This window comes from Sinomonas humi (assembly GCF_000802235.1).
Classification (GTDB): domain Bacteria; phylum Actinomycetota; class Actinomycetes; order Actinomycetales; family Micrococcaceae; genus Sinomonas; species Sinomonas humi.
Window position 1 is genome coordinate 39,537 of the sequence record NZ_JTDL01000013.1, and the last position, 18,549, is coordinate 58,085.

General features: G+C 67.9%; 18 protein-coding genes and 1 tRNA gene. 7 read left to right on the plus strand and 12 right to left on the minus strand.

Features of this window, described 5'->3' with window-relative positions:
* Positions 1-19 precede the first annotated feature (19 nt).
* The gene (gene rpoB / locus LK10_RS00980; RefSeq protein ID WP_043119441.1) at positions 20-3,520 is read right to left on the minus strand and encodes a DNA-directed RNA polymerase subunit beta; all 3,501 of its coding nucleotides are present in this window, start codon (positions 3,518-3,520) and stop codon (positions 20-22) included.
* Positions 3,521-3,903: 383 nt separating this feature from the next.
* On the opposite strand from rpoB, the gene LK10_RS00985 reads away from it, so the two are divergent.
* On the plus strand, positions 3,904-5,097 hold the full coding sequence (locus LK10_RS00985; RefSeq protein WP_043119409.1) for an acetyl-CoA C-acetyltransferase: 1,194 nt from the start codon (positions 3,904-3,906) through the stop codon (positions 5,095-5,097).
* 7 nt (positions 5,098-5,104) lie between these two features.
* Positions 5,105-5,569, plus strand: a complete 465-nt coding sequence (locus LK10_RS00990) for an aminoacyl-tRNA deacylase (protein ID WP_043119410.1) — start codon at positions 5,105-5,107, stop codon at positions 5,567-5,569.
* 116 nt (positions 5,570-5,685) lie between these two features.
* Here LK10_RS00990 and rplL read toward each other — a convergent pair whose 3' ends face one another.
* The 9 genes from rplL to LK10_RS01035 form a co-directional block, all read right to left on the minus strand.
* Complete coding sequence (gene rplL / locus LK10_RS00995) at positions 5,686-6,066, minus strand: 50S ribosomal protein L7/L12 (protein ID WP_043119411.1); 381 nt, start codon at positions 6,064-6,066, stop codon at positions 5,686-5,688.
* Between the two features lie 72 nt (positions 6,067-6,138).
* Positions 6,139-6,732 carry a 50S ribosomal protein L10 gene (gene rplJ / locus LK10_RS01000; RefSeq protein ID WP_043119413.1) on the minus strand — a complete coding sequence of 198 codons (594 nt, stop codon included), beginning with the start codon at positions 6,730-6,732 and terminating at the stop codon, positions 6,139-6,141.
* Between the two features lie 255 nt (positions 6,733-6,987).
* On the minus strand, positions 6,988-8,205 hold the full coding sequence (locus LK10_RS01005; protein ID WP_052206803.1) for a hypothetical protein: 1,218 nt from the start codon (positions 8,203-8,205) through the stop codon (positions 6,988-6,990).
* Positions 8,202-9,287 (minus strand): GNAT family protein, encoded by a 1,086-nt coding sequence (locus LK10_RS01010; protein WP_043119415.1) that lies wholly within the window; start codon positions 9,285-9,287, stop codon positions 8,202-8,204. Before LK10_RS01010 ends, LK10_RS01005 begins: the two co-directional genes overlap by 4 nt.
* 116 nt (positions 9,288-9,403) lie before the next feature.
* Positions 9,404-10,111, minus strand: coding sequence for a 50S ribosomal protein L1 (gene rplA, locus LK10_RS01015; protein WP_043119417.1), 708 nt, complete (start codon positions 10,109-10,111; stop codon positions 9,404-9,406).
* Positions 10,112-10,228: 117 nt separating this feature from the next.
* Positions 10,229-10,660: a 50S ribosomal protein L11 gene (gene rplK / locus LK10_RS01020; protein WP_043119418.1), complete on the minus strand. Its 432-nt coding sequence runs from the start codon at positions 10,658-10,660 to the stop codon at positions 10,229-10,231.
* Positions 10,661-10,794: 134 nt separating this feature from the next.
* Positions 10,795-11,679, minus strand: coding sequence for a transcription termination/antitermination protein NusG (gene nusG, locus LK10_RS01025; RefSeq protein WP_043119420.1), 885 nt, complete (start codon positions 11,677-11,679; stop codon positions 10,795-10,797).
* Positions 11,680-11,782: 103 nt separating this feature from the next.
* Positions 11,783-12,058, minus strand: coding sequence for a preprotein translocase subunit SecE (secE, locus tag LK10_RS01030; protein ID WP_043119422.1), 276 nt, complete (start codon positions 12,056-12,058; stop codon positions 11,783-11,785).
* Between the two features lie 74 nt (positions 12,059-12,132).
* A tRNA-Trp gene (locus LK10_RS01035) sits at positions 12,133-12,205 on the minus strand.
* A gap of 300 nt (positions 12,206-12,505) precedes the next feature.
* On the opposite strand from LK10_RS01035, the gene LK10_RS01040 reads away from it, so the two are divergent.
* Complete coding sequence (locus LK10_RS01040; protein WP_043119424.1) at positions 12,506-13,711, plus strand: pyridoxal phosphate-dependent aminotransferase; 1,206 nt, start codon at positions 12,506-12,508, stop codon at positions 13,709-13,711.
* 55 nt (positions 13,712-13,766) lie between these two features.
* On the opposite strand, the gene LK10_RS01045 is transcribed toward LK10_RS01040, so the two are convergent.
* Both LK10_RS01045 and LK10_RS01050 read right to left on the minus strand, forming a co-directional pair.
* The gene (locus LK10_RS01045) at positions 13,767-14,411 is read right to left on the minus strand and encodes a LuxR C-terminal-related transcriptional regulator (protein ID WP_043119427.1); all 645 of its coding nucleotides are present in this window, start codon (positions 14,409-14,411) and stop codon (positions 13,767-13,769) included.
* Complete coding sequence (locus tag LK10_RS01050) at positions 14,408-15,703, minus strand: ATP-binding protein (RefSeq protein WP_043119428.1); 1,296 nt, start codon at positions 15,701-15,703, stop codon at positions 14,408-14,410. The genes LK10_RS01045 and LK10_RS01050 overlap by 4 nt, the downstream gene beginning before the upstream one ends.
* A 125-nt stretch (positions 15,704-15,828) precedes the next feature.
* Between LK10_RS01050 and LK10_RS01055 the strand changes: the two genes are divergently transcribed.
* From LK10_RS01055 to LK10_RS01070, 4 genes are all read left to right on the plus strand, one after another.
* Positions 15,829-17,256, plus strand: a complete 1,428-nt coding sequence (locus tag LK10_RS01055) for a PspC domain-containing protein (RefSeq protein ID WP_052206804.1) — start codon at positions 15,829-15,831, stop codon at positions 17,254-17,256.
* A 1-nt stretch (position 17,257) separates the two neighbouring features.
* Positions 17,258-17,623, plus strand: a complete 366-nt coding sequence (locus tag LK10_RS01060; protein WP_043119430.1) for a hypothetical protein — start codon at positions 17,258-17,260, stop codon at positions 17,621-17,623.
* 55 nt (positions 17,624-17,678) lie between these two features.
* Positions 17,679-17,963, plus strand: a complete 285-nt coding sequence (locus LK10_RS01065; RefSeq protein WP_052206805.1) for a PspC domain-containing protein — start codon at positions 17,679-17,681, stop codon at positions 17,961-17,963.
* Between the two features lie 212 nt (positions 17,964-18,175).
* Positions 18,176-18,549, plus strand: a 374-nt coding sequence (locus LK10_RS01070; protein ID WP_043119431.1) for a 6-phosphofructokinase, incomplete at its 3' end; no start/stop codon positions are given.

Consider the following 18,549-nt stretch of genomic DNA (forward strand, 5'->3'; position numbering starts at 1 on the left):
AATGCCGATGCCTGAAGGACTAGACCTCTTCGACAGAGCTGGGCTCGTCGCGGGAGAGGTCGATGCCCAGTTCCTCAGCGGCAGTGAACACCGCGTCGTCGGAGTCGCGCATCTCGATCGTCTGGCCGTCGGCGGAGAGGACCTCCACGTTCAGGCACAGGGACTGCATTTCCTTGATGAGGACCTTGAAGGACTCGGGGACGCCCGGCTCGGGGATGTTCTCGCCCTTGACGATGGCCTCGTAGACCTTCACACGTCCGTGGATGTCGTCGGACTTGATGGTGAGGAGCTCCTGGAGCGTGTACGCCGCGCCGTAGGCCTCGAGCGCCCACACCTCCATCTCGCCGAAGCGCTGGCCGCCGAACTGCGCCTTACCACCGAGCGGCTGCTGGGTGATCATCGAGTACGGGCCGGTCGACCGAGCGTGGATCTTGTCGTCGACGAGGTGGTGGAGCTTCAGGATGTACATGTAGCCCACGGAGATCGGGTCCGGGAACGGCTCGCCGGAGCGGCCGTCGAACAGCCGGGCCTTGCCCGAGGAGTCGATGAGCCGATCGCCGTCGCGCGTCACGTTCGTCGAGTCGAGCAGGCCGGAGATCTCCTCCTCGCGCGCGCCGTCGAACACGGGCGTCGCGAGCTTCTGGTTCGGCCCGGTCTCGCGCGGGAGCTTCGGCAGGTTCTGGACCCACTCCGGCTCGCCCTCGATCTTCCAGCCGGTCTTCGCGACCCACCCGAGGTGCGTCTCGAGGACCTGGCCGACGTTCATGCGGCCCGGAACGCCCAGCGGGTTGAGGACGACGTCGACGGGGGTTCCGTCGGCGAGGAACGGCATGTCCTCCACGGGCAGGATCTTGGAGATGACGCCCTTGTTGCCGTGGCGGCCGGCGAGCTTGTCGCCGTCGGTGATCTTGCGCTTGGCCGCCACGTAGACGCGGACGAGCTGGTTCACGCCCGGGGGCAGCTCGTCGTCGTTGTCGCGGTCGAAGACGCGCACCCCGATGACCGTGCCGGACTCGCCGTGCGGGACCTTGAGGGACGTGTCGCGGACCTCGCGGGACTTCTCGCCGAAGATTGCGCGGAGCAGGCGCTCCTCAGGGGTCAGCTCGGTCTCGCCCTTCGGGGTGACCTTGCCGACGAGGATGTCGCCAGCCTCGACCTCAGCACCGATGTGGATGATGCCGCGCTCGTCGAGCTGCGCGAGGACCTCCTCCGAGACATTGGGGATGTCGCGGGTGATCTCCTCGGCGCCGAGCTTCGTGTCGCGCGCATCGATCTCGTGCTCTTCGATGTGGATCGAGGAGAGAACGTCCTCGGCCACGAGTCGCTGCGAGAGGATGATCGCGTCCTCGAAGTTGTGGCCCTCCCACGACATGAACGCGACGAGGAGGTTGCGGCCGAGCGCGAGCTCGCCCTGATCCGTCGCGGGGCCGTCGGCGATGATGCCGCCGCGGTCCAGACGGTCGCCCTCGTTCACGAGCACGCGGTGGTTGTAGCAGTTGCCCTGGTTCGAGCGGTCGAACTTGCCGATGCGGTAGTTCGTCTCCGTGCCGTCGTCATTGAGGACGACGACGAGGTCCGCCGAGACCTCGGAGACGACGCCCGCCTTCGCGGCCACGACGACGTCGCCCGCGTCGACCGCCGCCGAGCGCTCCATGCCGGTGCCGACGAACGGCGCCTCGGAGCGGACGAGCGGCACAGCCTGACGCTGCATGTTCGCGCCCATGAGGGCTCGGTTCGCGTCGTCGTGCTCGAGGAACGGGATGAGGGCCGTCGCGACCGACACCATCTGGCGCGGGGAGACGTCCATGAACTCGACCTCGTCGGCCGGGATCAGGACGGGCTCGCCGCCGCCGCCGCGCTGACGGACGAGGACCATCTCCTCGGCGAAGCTGCCGTCCTCGTTCAGCGGCGAGTTCGCCTGGGCGATCTGGACCTCAGCCTCGTCGTCGGCCGTGAGGTACTCGACCTCGTCCGAGACGACGCCGTTGCTCACCTTGCGGTACGGGGTCTCGATGAAGCCGAACGGGTTGATGCGTCCGTAGGAGGCGAGCGAACCGATGAGGCCGATGTTCGGGCCTTCAGGGGTCTCGATCGGGCACATGCGGCCGTAGTGCGACGGGTGGACGTCACGGACCTCCATGCCGGCACGGTCGCGCGAGAGACCGCCCGGGCCCAGCGCCGAGAGGCGGCGCTTGTGGGTGAGGCCCGAGAGCGGGTTGTTCTGGTCCATGAACTGCGAGAGCTGGGACGTTCCGAAGAACTCCTTGATCGCGGCCACGACCGGGCGGATGTTGATGAGGGTCTGCGGCGTGATCGCCTCGACGTCCTGGGTCGTCATGCGCTCGCGCACAACGCGCTCCATACGGGAGAGGCCCGTGCGGACCTGGTTCTCGATGAGCTCGCCGACTGCGCGGATGCGGCGGTTGCCGAAGTGGTCGATGTCATCGACCTCGACGCGGACCTCGACCGGCTGGCCGTCACGGACACCCGGGATGGTCTTCTGGCCGGCGTGGAGGGCGACGAGGAACTTGATCATCGCGACGATGTCCTCGATGTGGAGGACTGACGCTTCGCGGTCCGAGAGCGGGCGGTCGACGCCGAGCTTCCGGTTGATCTTGTACCGGCCGACCTTCGCGAGGTCGTAGCGCTTCGGGTTGAAGTAGAGGTTGTCGAGCAGTGACTGGGCAGCCTCGACCGTGGGCGGCTCGCCCGGACGGAGCTTGCGGTAGATGTCGAGGAGGGCGTCCTCCTTGGTCTCCGTGGTGTCCTTCTCGAGCGTCGCGCGCATCGAGTCGTAGTCGCCGAACTCCTCGAGGATCTGGCTCTCGGACCAGCCGAGGGCCTTGAGCAGGACGGTCACGGACTGCTTGCGCTTGCGGTCGAGGCGGACGCCGACCTGATCGCGCTTGTCGATCTCGAGCTCGAACCAGGCACCGCGCGAAGGGATGATCTTCGCGGTGAAGATATCCTTGTCGCTCGTCTTGTCCGCAGCGCGCTCGAAGTAGGCGCCGGGGGAACGGACGAGCTGCGAGACGACCACGCGCTCGGTGCCGTTCACGACGAACGTGCCCTTCTCGGTCATGAGCGGGAAATCACCCATGAACACGGTCTGCTGCTTGATCTCGCCCGTGTTGTTGTTCATGAACTCGGCCTTGACGTACAGCGGGGCCGAGTAGGTGGCGTCGCGCTCCTTGCACTCCTCCATCGTGTACTTCGGGTCCGCGAACTCAGGGTCGGAGAAGCTCAGGGACATGGTGCCCTGGAAGTCTTCGATCGGAGAGATTTCCTCGAAGATGTCGGCGAGGCCGGACGTCGTCGCGACGCTAGCGTCGCCTTCTTCCGCGGCCTTCGCCACGCGAGCCTGCCAGCGCTCGTTCCCGACGAGCCAGTCAAAGGACTCGGTCTGGAGGGCCAGGAGGTTTGGGACGTCGAGGGGCTCGTGGATTTTCGCGAATGAGAGCCGGTTGCGTGCGCCGTCCGTGTTAGCGGTTTGGTTGTCAGAGGTGCTCGAGGCGACCAAGAGGGATCCTTCCACAGACCTTCAGGATTGTCCGCACCCTCCCCCAACCGTGCAGCTGCCCAGCAACTCTTCTGTTAGATGGACGGCCGCCCACGAGCCCACCGCTATATGAAGGCTGGAGGTCAGAAAGGGAGAACGCAAAGATCTATCATAGCCGTTATGAGCGCGCGTGTCTAGCGCACATCTCAAGCGCGGTCAAGTGCCCTTCTGAGGGCTCCTGAAGAGGCTCCTGAGAGGGCTCCGCGAGGATCCTGCCGCACACAGAGTACACCCGCCTCCCGCCCTGCGCGCCGCCGCTTTATCGGCTTATCGGCGGTAGCCTGAAGTCAGCCCTACCACGCTCCGACTCCCGGAGCAGGCACGACGACGTGACAGGAGATGCCATGAGCAGCGGCACCGACGAAGTGGTCATCCTTTCCGCAGCGCGCACCCCGTTCGGCAGGCTCAATGGGCAGCTCGTGGGGCTCACCGCCGTCGACCTCGGCGCGCACGCCATCACCGCGGCGCTCGCCAGAAGCGGCATCGGCCCGGATGCCGTGGACGCGGTCATCATGGGCCAGGTGCTCCAGGCCGGGGCCGGGCAGAACCCCGCCCGCCAGAGTGCGATCGCGGCTGGGATCGGCTGGAACGTCCCCTGCGTGACGATCAACAAGGTGTGCCTCTCGGGGCTCACGGCGGTGATCGACGCGGCCCGCATGATCCGCGCGGACGACGCGACCGTCGTCGTCGCCGGCGGCCAAGAGTCCATGAGCCGCGCCCCGCACGTGTTGCCCGGGTCGCGCCAGGGTTGGATGTACGGCACTGTCGCGGCGCTCGACGTCGCCGCCCATGATGGGCTGACCGACGCGTTCGACGGCCAGTCGATGGGCCTTTCGACCGAAAGCCGGAACCTCACGCTCGGCATCGACCGCAAGGCACAGGACGAGGTCGCCGCAGCGTCCCACCGGCGGGCCGCGGCAGCCCAGGAGTCAGGCGTGTTCGACGACGAGATCGCGCCGCTCGAGATCCAGCAGCGCAAGGGCGCCCCGATCACGCTGGCCGCCGACGAAGGCATCCGCCCGGGCACAACCCTCGAGACGCTCGCGCCGCTCAAGCCGGCGTTCGCCTCGGACGGCACGATCACCGCAGGCAACTCCTCCCCGCTCTCCGACGGCGCCGCCGCCCTCGTCGTGACGAGCCGCGCCTACGCCGAGGAACACGGCCTCCCGTGGCTCGCCGTCGTCGGCAAGCCCGGGCAAGTGGCTGGACCCGACAACTCGCTGCATTCACAGCCCGCCAACGCGATCTCGAACGCCCTCTCCCGCGCTGGCTGGACGACCGAGGATCTCGACTTCATAGAGATCAACGAGGCCTTCGGATCCGTCGCCGTGCAGTCGCTCAAGGAGCTCAAGTACCCGCTCGAGAAGACGAACATCCACGGCGGGGCGATCGCGCTCGGGCACCCCATCGGGGCCTCCGGCGCGCGCCTCGCCGGGCACGCCGCCCTCGAACTTGCGCGGCGCGGCGAGGGGCGGTCCGCAGTGTCGCTGTGCGGCGGCGGAGGGCAGGGCGAAGCCCTCCTCCTCTACCGGGACTGAGCCGGGCGTGAGCGGCTACGAGCGCTTTGCGGACGACGCCGCGGCGCGCGGCCTCCGCGTCGAGCTCGCCGAACGCGGGCGGGCGAAGAGCCTCGAGGAGGCGGCGGCAAACCTCGGGATCGAGCCGCGGGAGGTCGTGAAGACGCTCGTCGTCCGGCATCCGGACGGCAGTTTCCTCTTCGCCCTCATTCCAGGCGACCGGCAGATCTCGTGGCCCAAGCTGCGCCGGCTCCTCGGCGTCAACCGGCTCTCGATGCCATCCGCCGACGTCGCCTTCGACGCGACCGGCTACGAGCGGGGCACCATCACGCCCGTTGGATCGACGACGGCGTGGCCGGTGTTCGCGGACGAGAGCATCTCGGGCCGGATCTCCCTCGGCGCGGGAGAGCACGGGCGCAGCGCGTTCGTCGACGCGGAAGAGCTCTTCGGATCGCTGGGGGCGACCGTCGCGGACATCAGCGAGCCCCTGTGACCAGTCGGCGGGTGGGTGGTGGCCACTCGTCTGGGAAGCGGCCACTCGTCGGGGCTGACACGGGAAGGGCCCCGGTTCCGCAACGGGAACCGGGGCCCTTCGGGCAAGCGTGAAGCTTACTTGAGGGTGACGGTAGCGCCAGCGGCCTCGAGGACCTCCTTGGCCTTCTCCGCCGTCTCCTTGTTGGCGCCCTCGAGGACGGCCTTGGGAGCACCGTCGACGAGGTCCTTGGCCTCCTTGAGGCCGAGCGACGTGAGGCTACGGACCTCCTTGATGACCGCGATCTTCTTGTCGCCAGCAGCCTCGAGGATGACGTCGAAGGAGTCCTTCTCCTCCTCAGCAGCAGCCTCAGCACCGCCACCGGCGGGGCCGGCAACGGCCACGGCAGCAGCGGTGACCTCGAAGACCTCCTCGAACTTCTTCACGAACTCGGAGAGCTCGATGATGGTGAGCTCCTTGAAGGCCTCGATCAGCTCGTCCTGGGTGAGCTTCGCCATAGTTGGCGTCCTTTCATTCTGTGGCGCGGCCGGGGCATTCCCTCAGCGCGCCGAGTGTGTGGGTGTTTGAGATCAGCTCTCGACAGCAGCCTCGGCGGCCTCAGGGGCCTCCTCGGCGGCAGCTTCGGCAGGGGCCTCGGCCTCGGCGGCCGGAGCCTCGGAAGCAGCGGCCGGAGCGCCGCCCTCTTCCTCGAGCTTGATGCGCAGGGCATCGATGGTGCGCGCAGCGGCGGCCATGGGCGCCTTGAGGACGCCGGCAACCCGTGCGAGCTGCAGTTCGCGGGACTCCAGGGCGGCCAGAGCGGCCACCTCGTTCGCGTCGAGCGACTTGCCCTCGAAGTAGCCGGTCTTGATGACCAGCTGCTTGTTCTCCTTGGCAAAGTCGGTCAGGCTCTTGGCGGCCGCAACGGCGTCACCCTTGATGAACGCGATCGCGGTCGGCCCGGCAAGCTGGCCGTCGAACGCGTCGACGCCAGCCTCCTTCGCGGCGATGGCGGTCAGGGAGTTCTTCACGACCGAGAACTTGCTGTCCTGGCCGAGCGCACGACGCAGCTTCTTGAGCTGGGCGACAGAGAGCCCACGGTATTCGGTCAGGACTGCGGCTGCCGACTCCTGGAAATCCTTGGTGATCTCCTCGACAGCTGCCACCTTGGCAGGCGTTGCCATAACCCTCCTTCCGGGGGAACTAGGCCGATACTCGGTCCCGGAATGACGAACGCCCCGCGCAGATGCACGGGGCGTGGAGGGCCGGCCGGGTCGAACCCGTGCCGGAGCTTTCGCTCGTTCACCTGCGCAGGCCGCCCCTCTCCGGGGACCTTAGGCTGATTGGGGCGGGCAAATGCACACGACAATCAGCGACCGGCGGTCTTTGGTCCTTCAAGACTACGGGATGGCAAGGAAACCGCCAAATCGCGGCGCATCTCAGCTTCCGAGCAGCTCGCTCAGCGCGCTGCGGCGGGCGTCCTCGACCGCGGCGGCCAGATTCCGGATGAGCAGGACAAGCCAGCCGAGCACAATGCCGGCGACGAACATCTCCATCGCCGTCATGTTGTAGTAGCCGAGCGGATACCAGAGGACGACGGCGAGCACGGCTCCCCCGAGCATGACGAAGCCCGTGAACTGGAACGTCCGGCTTACGCCCGGAAGCCACCACGGCAGACCGACTACGAGGACCACGAAGGCGCCTGACATCGACGTGGCGAGCACGTTGTGGCCCGGCATGTACACGTCGACCGGGACGAGCCCCGTCCCTGCGAGCAGGAGGCCCATGAGCACAAGGCACACGAAAACCGGACGGATGCGCACGTCGGTTCCACCAAAGGCCCTACCGCGGCGTCGGACGAAGCCGTTCTCCTGGACGCCGAGGCTCGCGAGCCTATCTGCGCGGAAGGCCGCGAGCGCCTGGATATCGCGCGTGACGTACTCCGCGAGCATCGTGATCACGATCCCGCCGGTTACTAGCGTGACGTTGAACGTCCAGGCGACCCCGCTGTTGGCCGCCCCGAGCGCGCTGAAGTTGATCTCCCACCAGTTGGGGTTCTTCGTCGTGACCATCGAGGTGAGCACTCCCGCGGCCAGATACGTCGCGAGCAGGTTCGAGAGCAGGTAGCTGTTCATCCGCGCGCCCGACTGGTACGTCGCGTAGGCGGAGAGCCCGCCCACGACCGCCGTCTCGATCGCACCCGCGAAGGGATCGAATGTGAGGGCGCCGAACGCCTGCTGGAAGATCCGGAAACCAGCCCACGCAGCCATGAACGCGATCGCCCCGTGGACCACCGCAAGGGCCAGCACGCCCAGGTACCGCCGCCAGGCCGGCCGTTCCACCAGCCAATGGTGCTGGGGGTGATCGAAAGTGTGCCGGTAGGCGAGCGGCAGGACGATCACGGCGACGGCGCCGCCCACGAGGCCTGCGACGTCGCCCACGCTGTGGTCGCCCGAAAGGGCAGGACGCCGCCCGGCAAACGCAATGAGCGCGGCGACAAAGCTCACGACGACGGCGAGGCCCGCCACCTGCACTGCTCGCGCCTCCGTCCGGACGGCCGACGTCGGCGGAAGCGGGACGCTCGGCCGGATCTCCCGGAGATCATCCGCCTCAGGCGTCGGCTCGACGGCCTCGGCCGAACGCGGGTCCGGGGTCATGCGAGCCTCCTGTACCACTCGCCGTCGTAGCCCACCGGACGGAACCCGAGCGCCTCGTTGATGGCGAGCATGGGCCGATTCTCCTCCGCGTTGAACGTGATCACCTTGCGAGCCGTCGGAAACCGCTCCCGGTACGCCTTCAGGTTGGCGAGCTTGATGAGCGTCCCGAGCAAATGGCCGCGGTGCTCGGGCACGACGAGCGTATCGTCTTGATCCGCAACGTCCTCCTTGCCTGACCGAATCCAGAGCGACGTGTAGGCGACGAGCTGGCCGCTCGCGCGGTGCCGAGCGACCGCATAAAGCGGAAGCGTGTTGGCGTCTGAGAGCTGGGCCTCGAGCGAGGCGACCCTGTCCGCGTCCCACTCGGCCCGCTCATAGCGATCCACCCCGTACGGAACATCCGTCGACATCCTGCCGAGGAGCAGAGCCATCTCAGCCTGGTGCTCGAGCGGAATGCCCTCCCACACGAGGACCTCGTAGTCCCCCGCCGCTGCCGTGGCCGCCGCCTCCAGCGCCCGCCGCCCGCCGTCGTACTCGCTGAGGATCAGCTCGCTGTAGCGCTCCACCTGGCTCAGCTCGAAGCCCGCTGCGTTGGCAAAAGCCACCGCGCGGGAGTCCGCGGGCAGCGCGCCATAGCCCGTGGAAGGGACGACGGCGTCCGGGGCCTCCTCGTCGAAGCCCACCGGGTGCTCGGTGAACGAGTTGAGGATCGTCCGGCTGTAGCGGGCGGCCTCCTCCGTTGCCGCGTCGAGGAGAAGCCTTCCGATCCCCCGCCCCGTGAAGTCGTCGAGCACTTCGGCGCGCACCATCGCGCGGTCCCTGTCCTCCTTGAGGGACATCTGGCACCACCCTCGCCCAACCATGCGCTCGCCGTCGCGCACGAAAAAGAGCGAGGTCAATTCGTAGCTCGTGTCCCGCCAGACGCCGAGGCGGAAGGCTGCGGGAGAGCACCGATCGTCATTTCCCCAGATCTGCCGCTCGATCGCGTCCGTGAGATCCGAGAACTCCCGGAACTCGGCAGCATCCGCGTCGTAGATCGAGGCGGGCAGACGCAGGCGCTGCACCCGGTATTGGGAGCTCATGGGGCAAGTTTCACAAACGGTGCCACAAAAGCACAACGCCCCTCCCCGCGGGTCGCGGAAAGGGGCGTTGAAAGGGGTAGGAGCGGGTGCGTTCCTCAGCCCTCTGAGTTCGTTCCTCAGCCCTCGAGAACCACGCGGGTTGCGTTCGGGTCGACCGGAACGCCGGGGCCGAACGTCGTGGCCACGGTGGCCTTCTGGATGTAGCGGCCCTTCGAAGCCGACGGCTTGAGGCGAAGCACCTCATCGAGGGCGGCCGCGTAGTTCTCGGCCAGCTGGCGGGCCTCGAACGAGGTCCGGCCGATGATGAAGTGGAGGTTCGAGTGCTTGTCGACGCGGAAGTCGATCTTGCCACCCTTGATGTCCGTAACAGCCTTCGCAACGTCCGGGGTCACCGTGCCGGTCTTCGGGTTCGGCATGAGGTTGCGGGGGCCGAGGATCTTGCCGAGACGGCCGACCTTGCCCATGAGCTCCGGCGTCGCCACAGCGGCGTCGAAGTCGGTCCAACCGCCCTGGATGCGCTCGATGAGGTCATCCGAACCGACGACGTCGGCGCCGGCGGCCTCAGCGGCCGCGGCCTTGTCACCCGTCGCGAAGACGACAACGCGGGCGGTCTTGCCGGTACCGTGCGGGAGGTTGACCGTACCGCGGACCATCTGGTCTGCCTTACGCGGGTCAACGCCGAGGCGGAACGCGACCTCTACGGTCGAGTCCGTCTTCGACGGGTTGATCTCCTTGGCGAGGGCAATGCCCTCGGCCGGCGCGTAGACCTTGCCAGCCTCGATCTTCGCCGACGCTGCCTCGTATGCTTTGCTGCGCTTTGCCATGCTGCTCTGTATCTCCTTGTGCAGTTGTGGTCCAAATGGGCCGCGCTCGGCCCTGCCACCGACGACGGCGGGAATCACCGTCCGTCTTTGTCTTCAGTTGTGGTGCGGTGAAGGCAATCAGCCTTCGACAGTGATGCCCATCGAGCGGGCCGTACCCGCGATGATCTTCTTTGCGGCCTCGACGTCGTTCGCGTTGAGGTCCTCGAGCTTGGTCTTGGCGATCTCCTCGACCTGGGCATCCGTGAGCTTGGCGACCTTCACAGTGTGAGGGGTCGCGGAGCCCTTGGGGACGCCCGCAGCCTTCTTGATGAGTTCGGCGGCCGGCGGGGTCTTCGTGATGAACGTGAAGGAACGGTCTTCGTAGACCGTGATCTCCACGGGGATGACGTTGCCACGCTGGGATTCCGTCGCGGCGTTGTACGCCTTGCAGAATTCCATGATGTTGACACCGTGCTGACCGAGCGCAGGGCCGATCGGCGGGGCCGGGTTCGCGGCGCCTGCCTGGATCTGCAGCTTGATAAGGCCGGTGACCTTCTTCTTGGGAGCCATTGAGGATCCTTCTCTTTCATTGCTTCCTGAGCAGCAGGAGCGCCGCCCAGGTGGTGACTGCCCTGGCCAGACAGTCGGCCGCCCCGGGGCCGGCAAAGCGGGCCGGACCCCGGGGCGAAGTCTTCAGTTGGGAATCAGATCTTGGAGACCTGGTTGAACGCGAGGGTCACGGGAGTCTCGCGCTCGAAGATCGAGACCAGCACGACGAGCGTCTGCGATTCGGGCTTGATCTCGGAGATCGTGGCCGGAAGGGTCTCGAACGGGCCTTCCTTGACGATGACCGACTCGCCGATCTCGAAGTCCACGTTGACGGGAGCACTCGGCTGGCGTCCGCCGCCCTTGCCGGAGGCCTTCGCCTCGGCCTGCTGCTCCTGCTCGAAGACGGGCGCGAGCATCGTGAAGACCTCGTCGAGCCGCAGCGGGACGGGGTTGTGGGCGTTGCCCACGAAGCCGGTCACGCCCGGCGTGTGGCGCACCGCGCCCCACGAGGCGTCCGTCAGGTCCATGCGGACGAGAACGTAGCCGGGGATTCGAACGCGCTTGACGATCTTGCGCTGCGCGTTCTTGATCTCGACGACTTCCTCCATCGGGACCTGGATTTCGTAGATGAAATCCTCCATGTCCAGAGTCTGGATGCGCGTCTCGAGATTCGCCTTTACACGGTTCTCGTAGCCGGCGTAGGAGTGGATGACGTACCAGTCGCCGGGCTGACGGCGGAGCTTCGCCCGGAAGTCCTCTGCGGCCTTTTCGGCGGCCTCGGCCGGATCGACCGGCGCCTCCTCGCCTCCGGCCTCTGGCTCGGCCTCGGCTTCCTCGACCTCGCCGACAGGCTCGGCCTCGACGGCGGCAGCGTCCTCGTCCACAGAGTCCGCGGCTTCCGCCTCGGAAGACTCATCGTCGAACGCGAGATCGACATCGGATGCCGTGGGCGCCGCTGCGGGCACCGGGGCAGCGTCGCTGAAGACCGCGGCCTCGGGGGCCGGGGCCTCGCGCTCTGTCTCGCTCTCGTGCTCAGACACTTAGTCTCCTGCTCTCCTCTTGCGACTTAAATGCGAATCCGCACACCACGCCGTCGGACCCCCTTTTCCGATCCGGACATGGTCTGCGGAGACCGACCGTCTACTAGCTCGACTTCCCTGTGAAGACCCAGCCGACACCGAGTCCGAGGAGGAAGTCGAGAACGAAGACGATGACCATCATGACCACCACAAACGCCAGCACCACGACCGTCATGTTCAGGAGCTCCTGCCGGGTAGGCGTGACGACTTTGCGGAGCTCGCCGACGACCTGCCGGAAGAAGAGAGCGATGCGGCCGAAGAAGCCGAGCTTCTTGGCCTGCTTGGCGGGGCGGCCCTGAGAGCTGCTCGCAGCTGTTTCGGTCACCTGTTCCTCGCTCATCCTGGATGCCTGCGGGATTCCCGCTGACTGTTCTTTGTGCTGGAGCGTCCCGGGCTACCGGGACACGCCGTGCGCAGGGCAGACAGGACTCGAACCTGCAACCTGCGGTTTTGGAGACCGCTGCGCTACCAATTGCGCCACTACCCTTCGGTCAGAAACCGACTCCTCAGCTTACCAAGGATCGGACGCGGCTTCGCTGCGTCCTCCCAGACCGTCCGCGCCGGGGCACGGCCGACTGAGGCTATGTTTCTGATACCGGTGGACCAGTCTACGCACAATCACCGTCCGCGTCGAACCGGAGCCCTCAGTGGCGCGTAGAGCACCTAGAGTAGTGGTCGGGGCTCTCGCCGCCCACAGCAAGACCGCCCAGAACAAGACCGGCCAGAACAAGACCGGCCAGAGCAGAATCACGCCCACCCCACGCCCATCGAAAGTCAGGAAGAGCTCATGACCTCCGCCCGTGTGTCCCAGCGCATCGGATCCATCGCCGAATCCGCGACCCTGGCCGTCGATGCGAAGGCGAAGGCGCTCAAGGCGGCTGGGAGGCCCGTGATCGGTTTCGGCGCTGGCGAACCTGACTTCCCGACGCCCGACTACATCGTGGAGGCCGCGATCGAGGCGGCACGTCAGCCGCGCTTCCACCGCTACTCCCCTGCCGGCGGCCTCCCGGAGCTCAAGCAGGCGATTGCGGAGAAGACTCTCCGCGACTCGGGCTACGAGGCTTCGCCCTCCCAGGTCCTCGTGACCAATGGCGGCAAGCAGGCGGTCTACAACACTTTCGCGACACTCCTCGATCCGGGCGACGAGGTCCTGCTCCCGACCCCCTACTGGACCACCTATCCGGAGGCCATTCGGCTCGCGGGCGGCGTGCCCGTCGAGGTCTTCGCGGGTCCTGAGCAGGGGTACCTCGTAACGGTCGATCAGCTCGAGGCCGCGCTCACCGAGCGCACCAAGGTGCTCCTGTTCGTCTCGCCCTCCAATCCGACGGGTGCTGTCTATGAGCCCGCCCAGGTGAAGGAGATCGGTGAGTGGGCCGCGTCGAAGGGCCTGTGGGTCGTCACCGATGAGATCTACGAGCACCTCACCTATGACGGCGTCCCGTTCACGTCGATCGCGACTGCGGCACCCGCCCTTGGCGACAAGGTCGTCATCCTCAACGGCGTAGCCAAGACCTACGCGATGACCGGGTGGCGCGTGGGCTGGATGATCGGGCCGGCCGACGTCATCAAGGCCGCCACCAATCTGCAGTCGCACGCGACGTCGAACGTCTCCAACGTCTCCCAGATGGCGGCCCTCGCAGCGGTGTCGGGGCCGCTCGACGCGGTCGAGGAGATGAAGGTCGCCTTCGACCGCCGGCGCCGCGCGATGGTTGAAAGGCTCTCCTCGATCGAGGGCGTCAATTGCCCGACGCCGCATGGGGCGTTCTACGCCTACCCCGACGTACGCGGGCTTCTGGGCAAGGAGATCGCCGGCGTGCGCCCGACGACGTCGGCCCAGCTTGCCGCGCTGATCCTCGACAAGGTCGAAGTCGCGATCGTCCCCGGCGAAGCCTTCGGGCCGAGCGGCTTCGTCCGCCTCTCCTACGCACTCGGAGACGACGATCTGGCCGAGGGCGTCGGCCGCATCCAGGAGTTCTTGGGCACGGCGCGCTGACCCCGTCCGCGGGCGTCTATCCCGGCCCGAGACCGGCTCTCCCGCCCGGGGGCGGCTACCAGATCCGGCGGTCGGCGGCCCAGCGGCTCAGTTCGTGCCGGTTCGTGAGCTGGAGCTTGCGGAGGACGGCGGAGACGTGGGTTTCGACCGTCTTGACTGAGATGAACAGCTCCTTCGCGACTTCCTTGTACGAGTAACCGCGGGCGATGAGGCGCATGACCTCAAGCTCGCGAGCGGAGAGCCGGTCCAGCTCGTCGTCTGCTACGGCCGCGGTGCCGAACGCATCGAGGACGAAGCCTGCGAGGCGTGGGGAGAAGACGGCGTCGCCCTCGGCGACCCGGAGCACGGCGTCGGTGATCTCCGGTCCCGACGCCGTCTTCGTCACGTAGCCGCGCGCGCCGGCGCGGATGACGGAGACGACGTCCTCGGCGGCATCGGAGACGCTCAGTGCCAGGAATCGGACCTGTGGGGTGAGCGTGGTGGACCGGGTGAGCACCTCGCGGCCTCCCCCGCCAAGCCCACCGGGCAGGTGAACGTCGAGAAGCACGACTTGCGGGCGGAGCCTTTCGATGGCCTCGACGGCTTCCTCAACCGTGCCGGCCTCTCCCACGACGCGGACCCGCTCGTCGAGGTCTGCCTTGAGGCCGGACCGGAAGATCGTGTGGTCGTCCACTATGACGACCGTGACCGGTTCGCTCATGTTTCCTCCGTTCCCGCGCCCGGCAGATGCAGGCGCACCTCGGTCCCTCCGGCACTGGAGACGATCGTCGCCTCGCCGCCGTGCCGCCGCATCCGCCCCACAATCGATTCGCGGACACCCAGACGATCGGCGGGCACCTCGTCCAGATCGAATCCGGGGCCGCGGTCCTTGACGAAGACGTCGATGGCCTGCGCACCTGCCTCCGCGTACACGGACACGGGGCCGCCGCCGTGCCGAGCGGCGTTGACCATGGCCTCACGCGCGGCCTGCAGGAGTGCCTCGGGCCGTTCGCGCTGGTCGCCGTCGAGCGGTGCGTCTCCCACGCAGACGACGTCGACCGGTTGGCCATGCGCGTCCTCAACCTCGGCGGCGAACGCCTTGAGCCGATCCGTGAATGTCCCCTCGCCCTTCCGCGCATCGCGATAGAGCCACTCGCGCAGCTCGCGCTCCTGGGCGCGGGCGAGACGTATCACGTCGGCCTCGTTTCCAGCCCTGCGCTGGATAAGCGCGAGTGTCTGGAGGACCGAATCGTGGAGATGCGCTGCGATCTCGGCCCGCTCCTCCTCGCGCACCCGCGCGGCGCGTTCGGCCCCGAGATCCCGCCAGAACTTGAGGCCCCACGGCAGGAGCACGAGCGCGACGCCCGCGAGCACTGCCAGCGAGGCGATTAGGGCGAGACCCAAGACGTTCCACTGGCTGCCTGAGACCGCGAGCGCGACGCCGGCGACCACGAGCGCGAGACCGGCGCCCAATCGAAGGCCGCCGTTCCACCGGCCGGCGCCTGCCCCGCGGACAAGCTGCTCGCGGCGCGAATCGTCGAGCTGCATCCACGCGAGGGCGGCCCCGCCGAGGATCGCGGCCACCGGGACGATGACGCCCAGGGGGATCTCGAAGCCAATCAGGCGGCTGCCGAGCACGAGAGCGCCGAGGAGCAGGACGGCGCCAAGCAGCATCTCCCGCGCATGCCCGGCCAGCCGCCTCGCTCGCCGCACCTGCGCTGGTGAGGCGGGTTCCGCCGTCGTGCGTGGAGCCTGCGGGCGGCTGACGGCTGGAGCGATGGGCGACGCCGGCCTGCGCCCCCCGCGGCGGGCCGCCTCGGCCGCCGTGGGCACCATGATCCACAGCCAGGCGTAGAACACGATTCCGGCGCCGCCGAGGAGCGACGCGAGGACCATGACCCACCGGACGACGTCGACACGCACCCCGAGGTGCCGGGCAAGCCCTGAACAGACTCCCGCGACGAACCGATCCTCGCCGCGCACGAGCGGCGGCCGGATCTCAAGGGTGTCCATGCGATCAATCCAAGCACGATCGGGCCCTCTCAGGGCTGCGGAACCGGGGGTTCAGGGGGTGAATCAGGGTGCTTTCAGGGTTTCACCCCATGGGGAGCGGCTCCGCCGGCCGGAAGGATAGAGGCATGAGCACGGAACAGACTCCAGGGGAACCCTCCCCCACTCCCGGCACGACCGGCCACCATCATGGCAAAGCCGCCGGGTCAGACTTCTTCGGCTGGATCCGACGACTCCGCGTCACCCGCGGCTCGGACCGGTGGGTCGGCGGAGTCGCGAGCGGACTCGCGCACCGCTGGGGCGTCGACCCCGTTGTGGTTCGCGGGCTCTTCATCGTGGCCGCGATCTTCCTCGGCATCGGCGTCCTCGCCTACGGCCTCCTGTGGCTGCTGCTGCCCGAACCGGACGGACGCATCCACTGCCAGGAAGCCATGCGCGGCCGGTGGACGGCAGGCATGACAGGCGGCCTCATCGCTACCATCCTCGGGCTCGGCGGCGCACGGGCAGGCTTCTGGTTCGGTGACCTGCGCGGAGCGGGCCCGCTCTGGGGGCTCTTCTGGATCGGGGCGGCGGCGCTGGCCATCTTCAGCATCTCGCGTTCACGGCGTCGCCGGCGCCATGGCTGGTACGGCTATGGGCCGAGCCGTCCCGAACCGGCAGCGGAGGCACCCGGCGACACTGGCACGGAGGCTGCAGATCAGAGCGGGTCGGAGGGCGCCGGCTCCTACGCGAACACCTCCTACGCGAACGGTCCGTATGCCGGCGGCACATACGCTGCCGGCGGCCCGTACTCGGGCGGCCCCTACTCGGGTGGCCCTTACTCGGGTGCCCAGTACTCGGGTGGCCCCTATGCGCGGGCATATCAGGGGGAAGGCGACTCACCGGTCCACGGCACTCCCACCGCTCCTGGAAGCACGGCCGTTCGCACGCGCCGTCCTGGGCCAGGCGGTCCGTTCGCGGCCGTCGTCGTCGGCGCCGCTGTGCTGGTATCCGGCGGACTGCTCGCCTTGCAGTTCGCCGGCGTCGCCCTCGTCGACCCGAGCACCGGGGCGCTGTGGGCAGTGGGAGCGGCGATCCTTGGCCTGGGCATCATCGTTGCGGGGCTGCGCGGCCGCTCGGGCGGGGTCCTCTCGTTCCTCGCGATCGTCGCCCTCGCCATCGCCGCGATGACCCAGCCCGCCTACGAGCTGAGCCGCCCCCGGCACGCAGTCAACCTCGCACCCGCTAACGTCCAACAGGCCCAAGCGGGCTACAAGGTCACGGCGGCAGCGGGCCAGCTCGACCTCACCGGTCTCGACTCGTCCGGTCCACTCGCCTCGACCGCGAACGTTCCGGTTGACGCGACCATGAGCCAACTCCACATCCGCATTCCCAAGGACGTGCCCGTGCGAGTCGATGCGGACGCAACGATGAGCAACGTGCAGTTCGGCGACAAGTCGATCGCCGGCGTCGGAACCAACGGTTCCGAAACCTACAACGCGAGCCGTCCCGGCGAGATCCTTGTGGTGACGGTGCACGCGACCATGAGCAACGTCGACATTCAGCAGGAGCGGTGAGATGAGCACCAACGTCGAACAGCAGGGGAACAAGCAGGGCCCGCGGGTGGGCACGATCGTCTGGGGGGCCGTGGTGGTCGCAATCGCGGGCCTGCTCGTCGCAAGCCGCCTCGGCTGGTTCACAGTCGATCCCGCTCTGGCAGCCGTCGCGCTCCTGATCCTCGCGGGCCTCGGCCTCGTCATCGGCGGCGGTCTCGCCGCCGCCCGGAGCCGGCGGGCAGTCGAGGGCGGGGAGTCGTCCACGCCGGAAGCCGAGGACCCGCGCCCGAGCCCGTACGAGACGCGGCCCTACGAGGCGCCGTACGAGACTGCCCGGCCTTACAGGACGTCTGGCTCTTACAAGAGCGACCCGCCCGCGCAAGACTGAACCTCTCGAACCACCCCCAAATCCCACCGCACCACTTCGCAACCTAGGAGACACCATGGACTCGTTCTTCAACGCCATCCGGTCCACCGGCCTGCGCCGAAGCCCCCGCCGACTCCTCGGCGGCGTCCTGGGCGGCATCGCGGAGAGGCTCAACGTCGACGTCATGTTCGTCAGGATCGTCTTCATCGTCCTGTGCTTCCTGCCCGGACCGGCCGTCCTCGCGTACGTCATCGCTTGGGCGCTCCTGCCTGATCCGAACGGGTCGATCATCCTCGAGCGGCTCGTCGGCGGCGGAGGCCGCGGTGCGGTGCGCGGACCCGGCGAAGGCCCCATGGCCTGAGCGGCAGACTCGCCCGAGTCAGCAGGATCGGACCTGAGCCGCCAAACGCGGCAGGCGCAGCGGACGACGACGGCAGAGCGCCGCCGTCGTCCGTTGTGGTGTGCATCACGCATTCCACGCCGCTAGAATCGGCTTGGCTCAACGGGGCGCCCAAGCTCACCCACCACGGCTCGCCGCTCTCCCACGGCCGGCCGCACCCGGAAAGGCCCTGAATGAAGATCGGCATCCTCACCTCCGGCGGCGACTGCCCCGGCCTCAACGCTGTCATCCGCGGCGCCGTCCTCAAAGGAATCGCGGTGCACGGCCAGGAGTTCGTGGGCTACAAGGACGGCTGGCGCGGAGTCGTCGAGGGCGACATCATCGACATCCCCCGCACCATGGTGCGTGGCATCTCGAAGCAGGGCGGCACGATCCTCGGCACCTCGCGCACGAACCCGTTCGAAAACGGCGGCGGCCCGCAGGTCATCAAGGGCCACATGGACCGCCTGGGCATCGACGCGATGATCGCGATCGGCGGCGAGGGAACGCTCGCGGCCGCGAAGCGCCTCACGGACGCCGGGATCAGGATCGTCGGCGTGCCCAAGAC

Bases quoted from the DNA above. Each gene is read 5' to 3' on its own strand.
- LK10_RS00985 (WP_043119409.1), top strand. From the start codon at position 3,904: ATGAGCAGCGGCACCGACGAAGTGGTCATCCTTTCCGCAGCGCGCACC.
- rplL (WP_043119411.1), bottom strand. From the start codon at position 6,066: ATGGCGAAGCTCACCCAGGACGAGCTGATCGAGGCCTTCAAGGAGCTC.
- rplJ (WP_043119413.1), bottom strand. From the start codon at position 6,732: ATGGCAACGCCTGCCAAGGTGGCAGCTGTCGAGGAGATCACCAAGGAT.
- LK10_RS01005 (WP_052206803.1), bottom strand. From the start codon at position 8,205: ATGACCCCGGACCCGCGTTCGGCCGAGGCCGTCGAGCCGACGCCTGAG.
- LK10_RS01010 (WP_043119415.1), bottom strand. From the start codon at position 9,287: ATGAGCTCCCAATACCGGGTGCAGCGCCTGCGTCTGCCCGCCTCGATC.
- rplA (WP_043119417.1), bottom strand. From the start codon at position 10,111: ATGGCAAAGCGCAGCAAAGCATACGAGGCAGCGTCGGCGAAGATCGAG.
- rplK (WP_043119418.1), bottom strand. From the start codon at position 10,660: ATGGCTCCCAAGAAGAAGGTCACCGGCCTTATCAAGCTGCAGATCCAG.
- secE (WP_043119422.1), bottom strand. From the start codon at position 12,058: ATGAGCGAGGAACAGGTGACCGAAACAGCTGCGAGCAGCTCTCAGGGC.
- LK10_RS01040 (WP_043119424.1), top strand. From the start codon at position 12,506: ATGACCTCCGCCCGTGTGTCCCAGCGCATCGGATCCATCGCCGAATCC.
- LK10_RS01045 (WP_043119427.1), bottom strand. From the start codon at position 14,411: ATGAGCGAACCGGTCACGGTCGTCATAGTGGACGACCACACGATCTTC.
- LK10_RS01050 (WP_043119428.1), bottom strand. From the start codon at position 15,703: ATGGACACCCTTGAGATCCGGCCGCCGCTCGTGCGCGGCGAGGATCGG.
- LK10_RS01055 (WP_052206804.1), top strand. From the start codon at position 15,829: ATGAGCACGGAACAGACTCCAGGGGAACCCTCCCCCACTCCCGGCACG.
- LK10_RS01060 (WP_043119430.1), top strand. From the start codon at position 17,258: ATGAGCACCAACGTCGAACAGCAGGGGAACAAGCAGGGCCCGCGGGTG.
- LK10_RS01065 (WP_052206805.1), top strand. From the start codon at position 17,679: ATGGACTCGTTCTTCAACGCCATCCGGTCCACCGGCCTGCGCCGAAGC.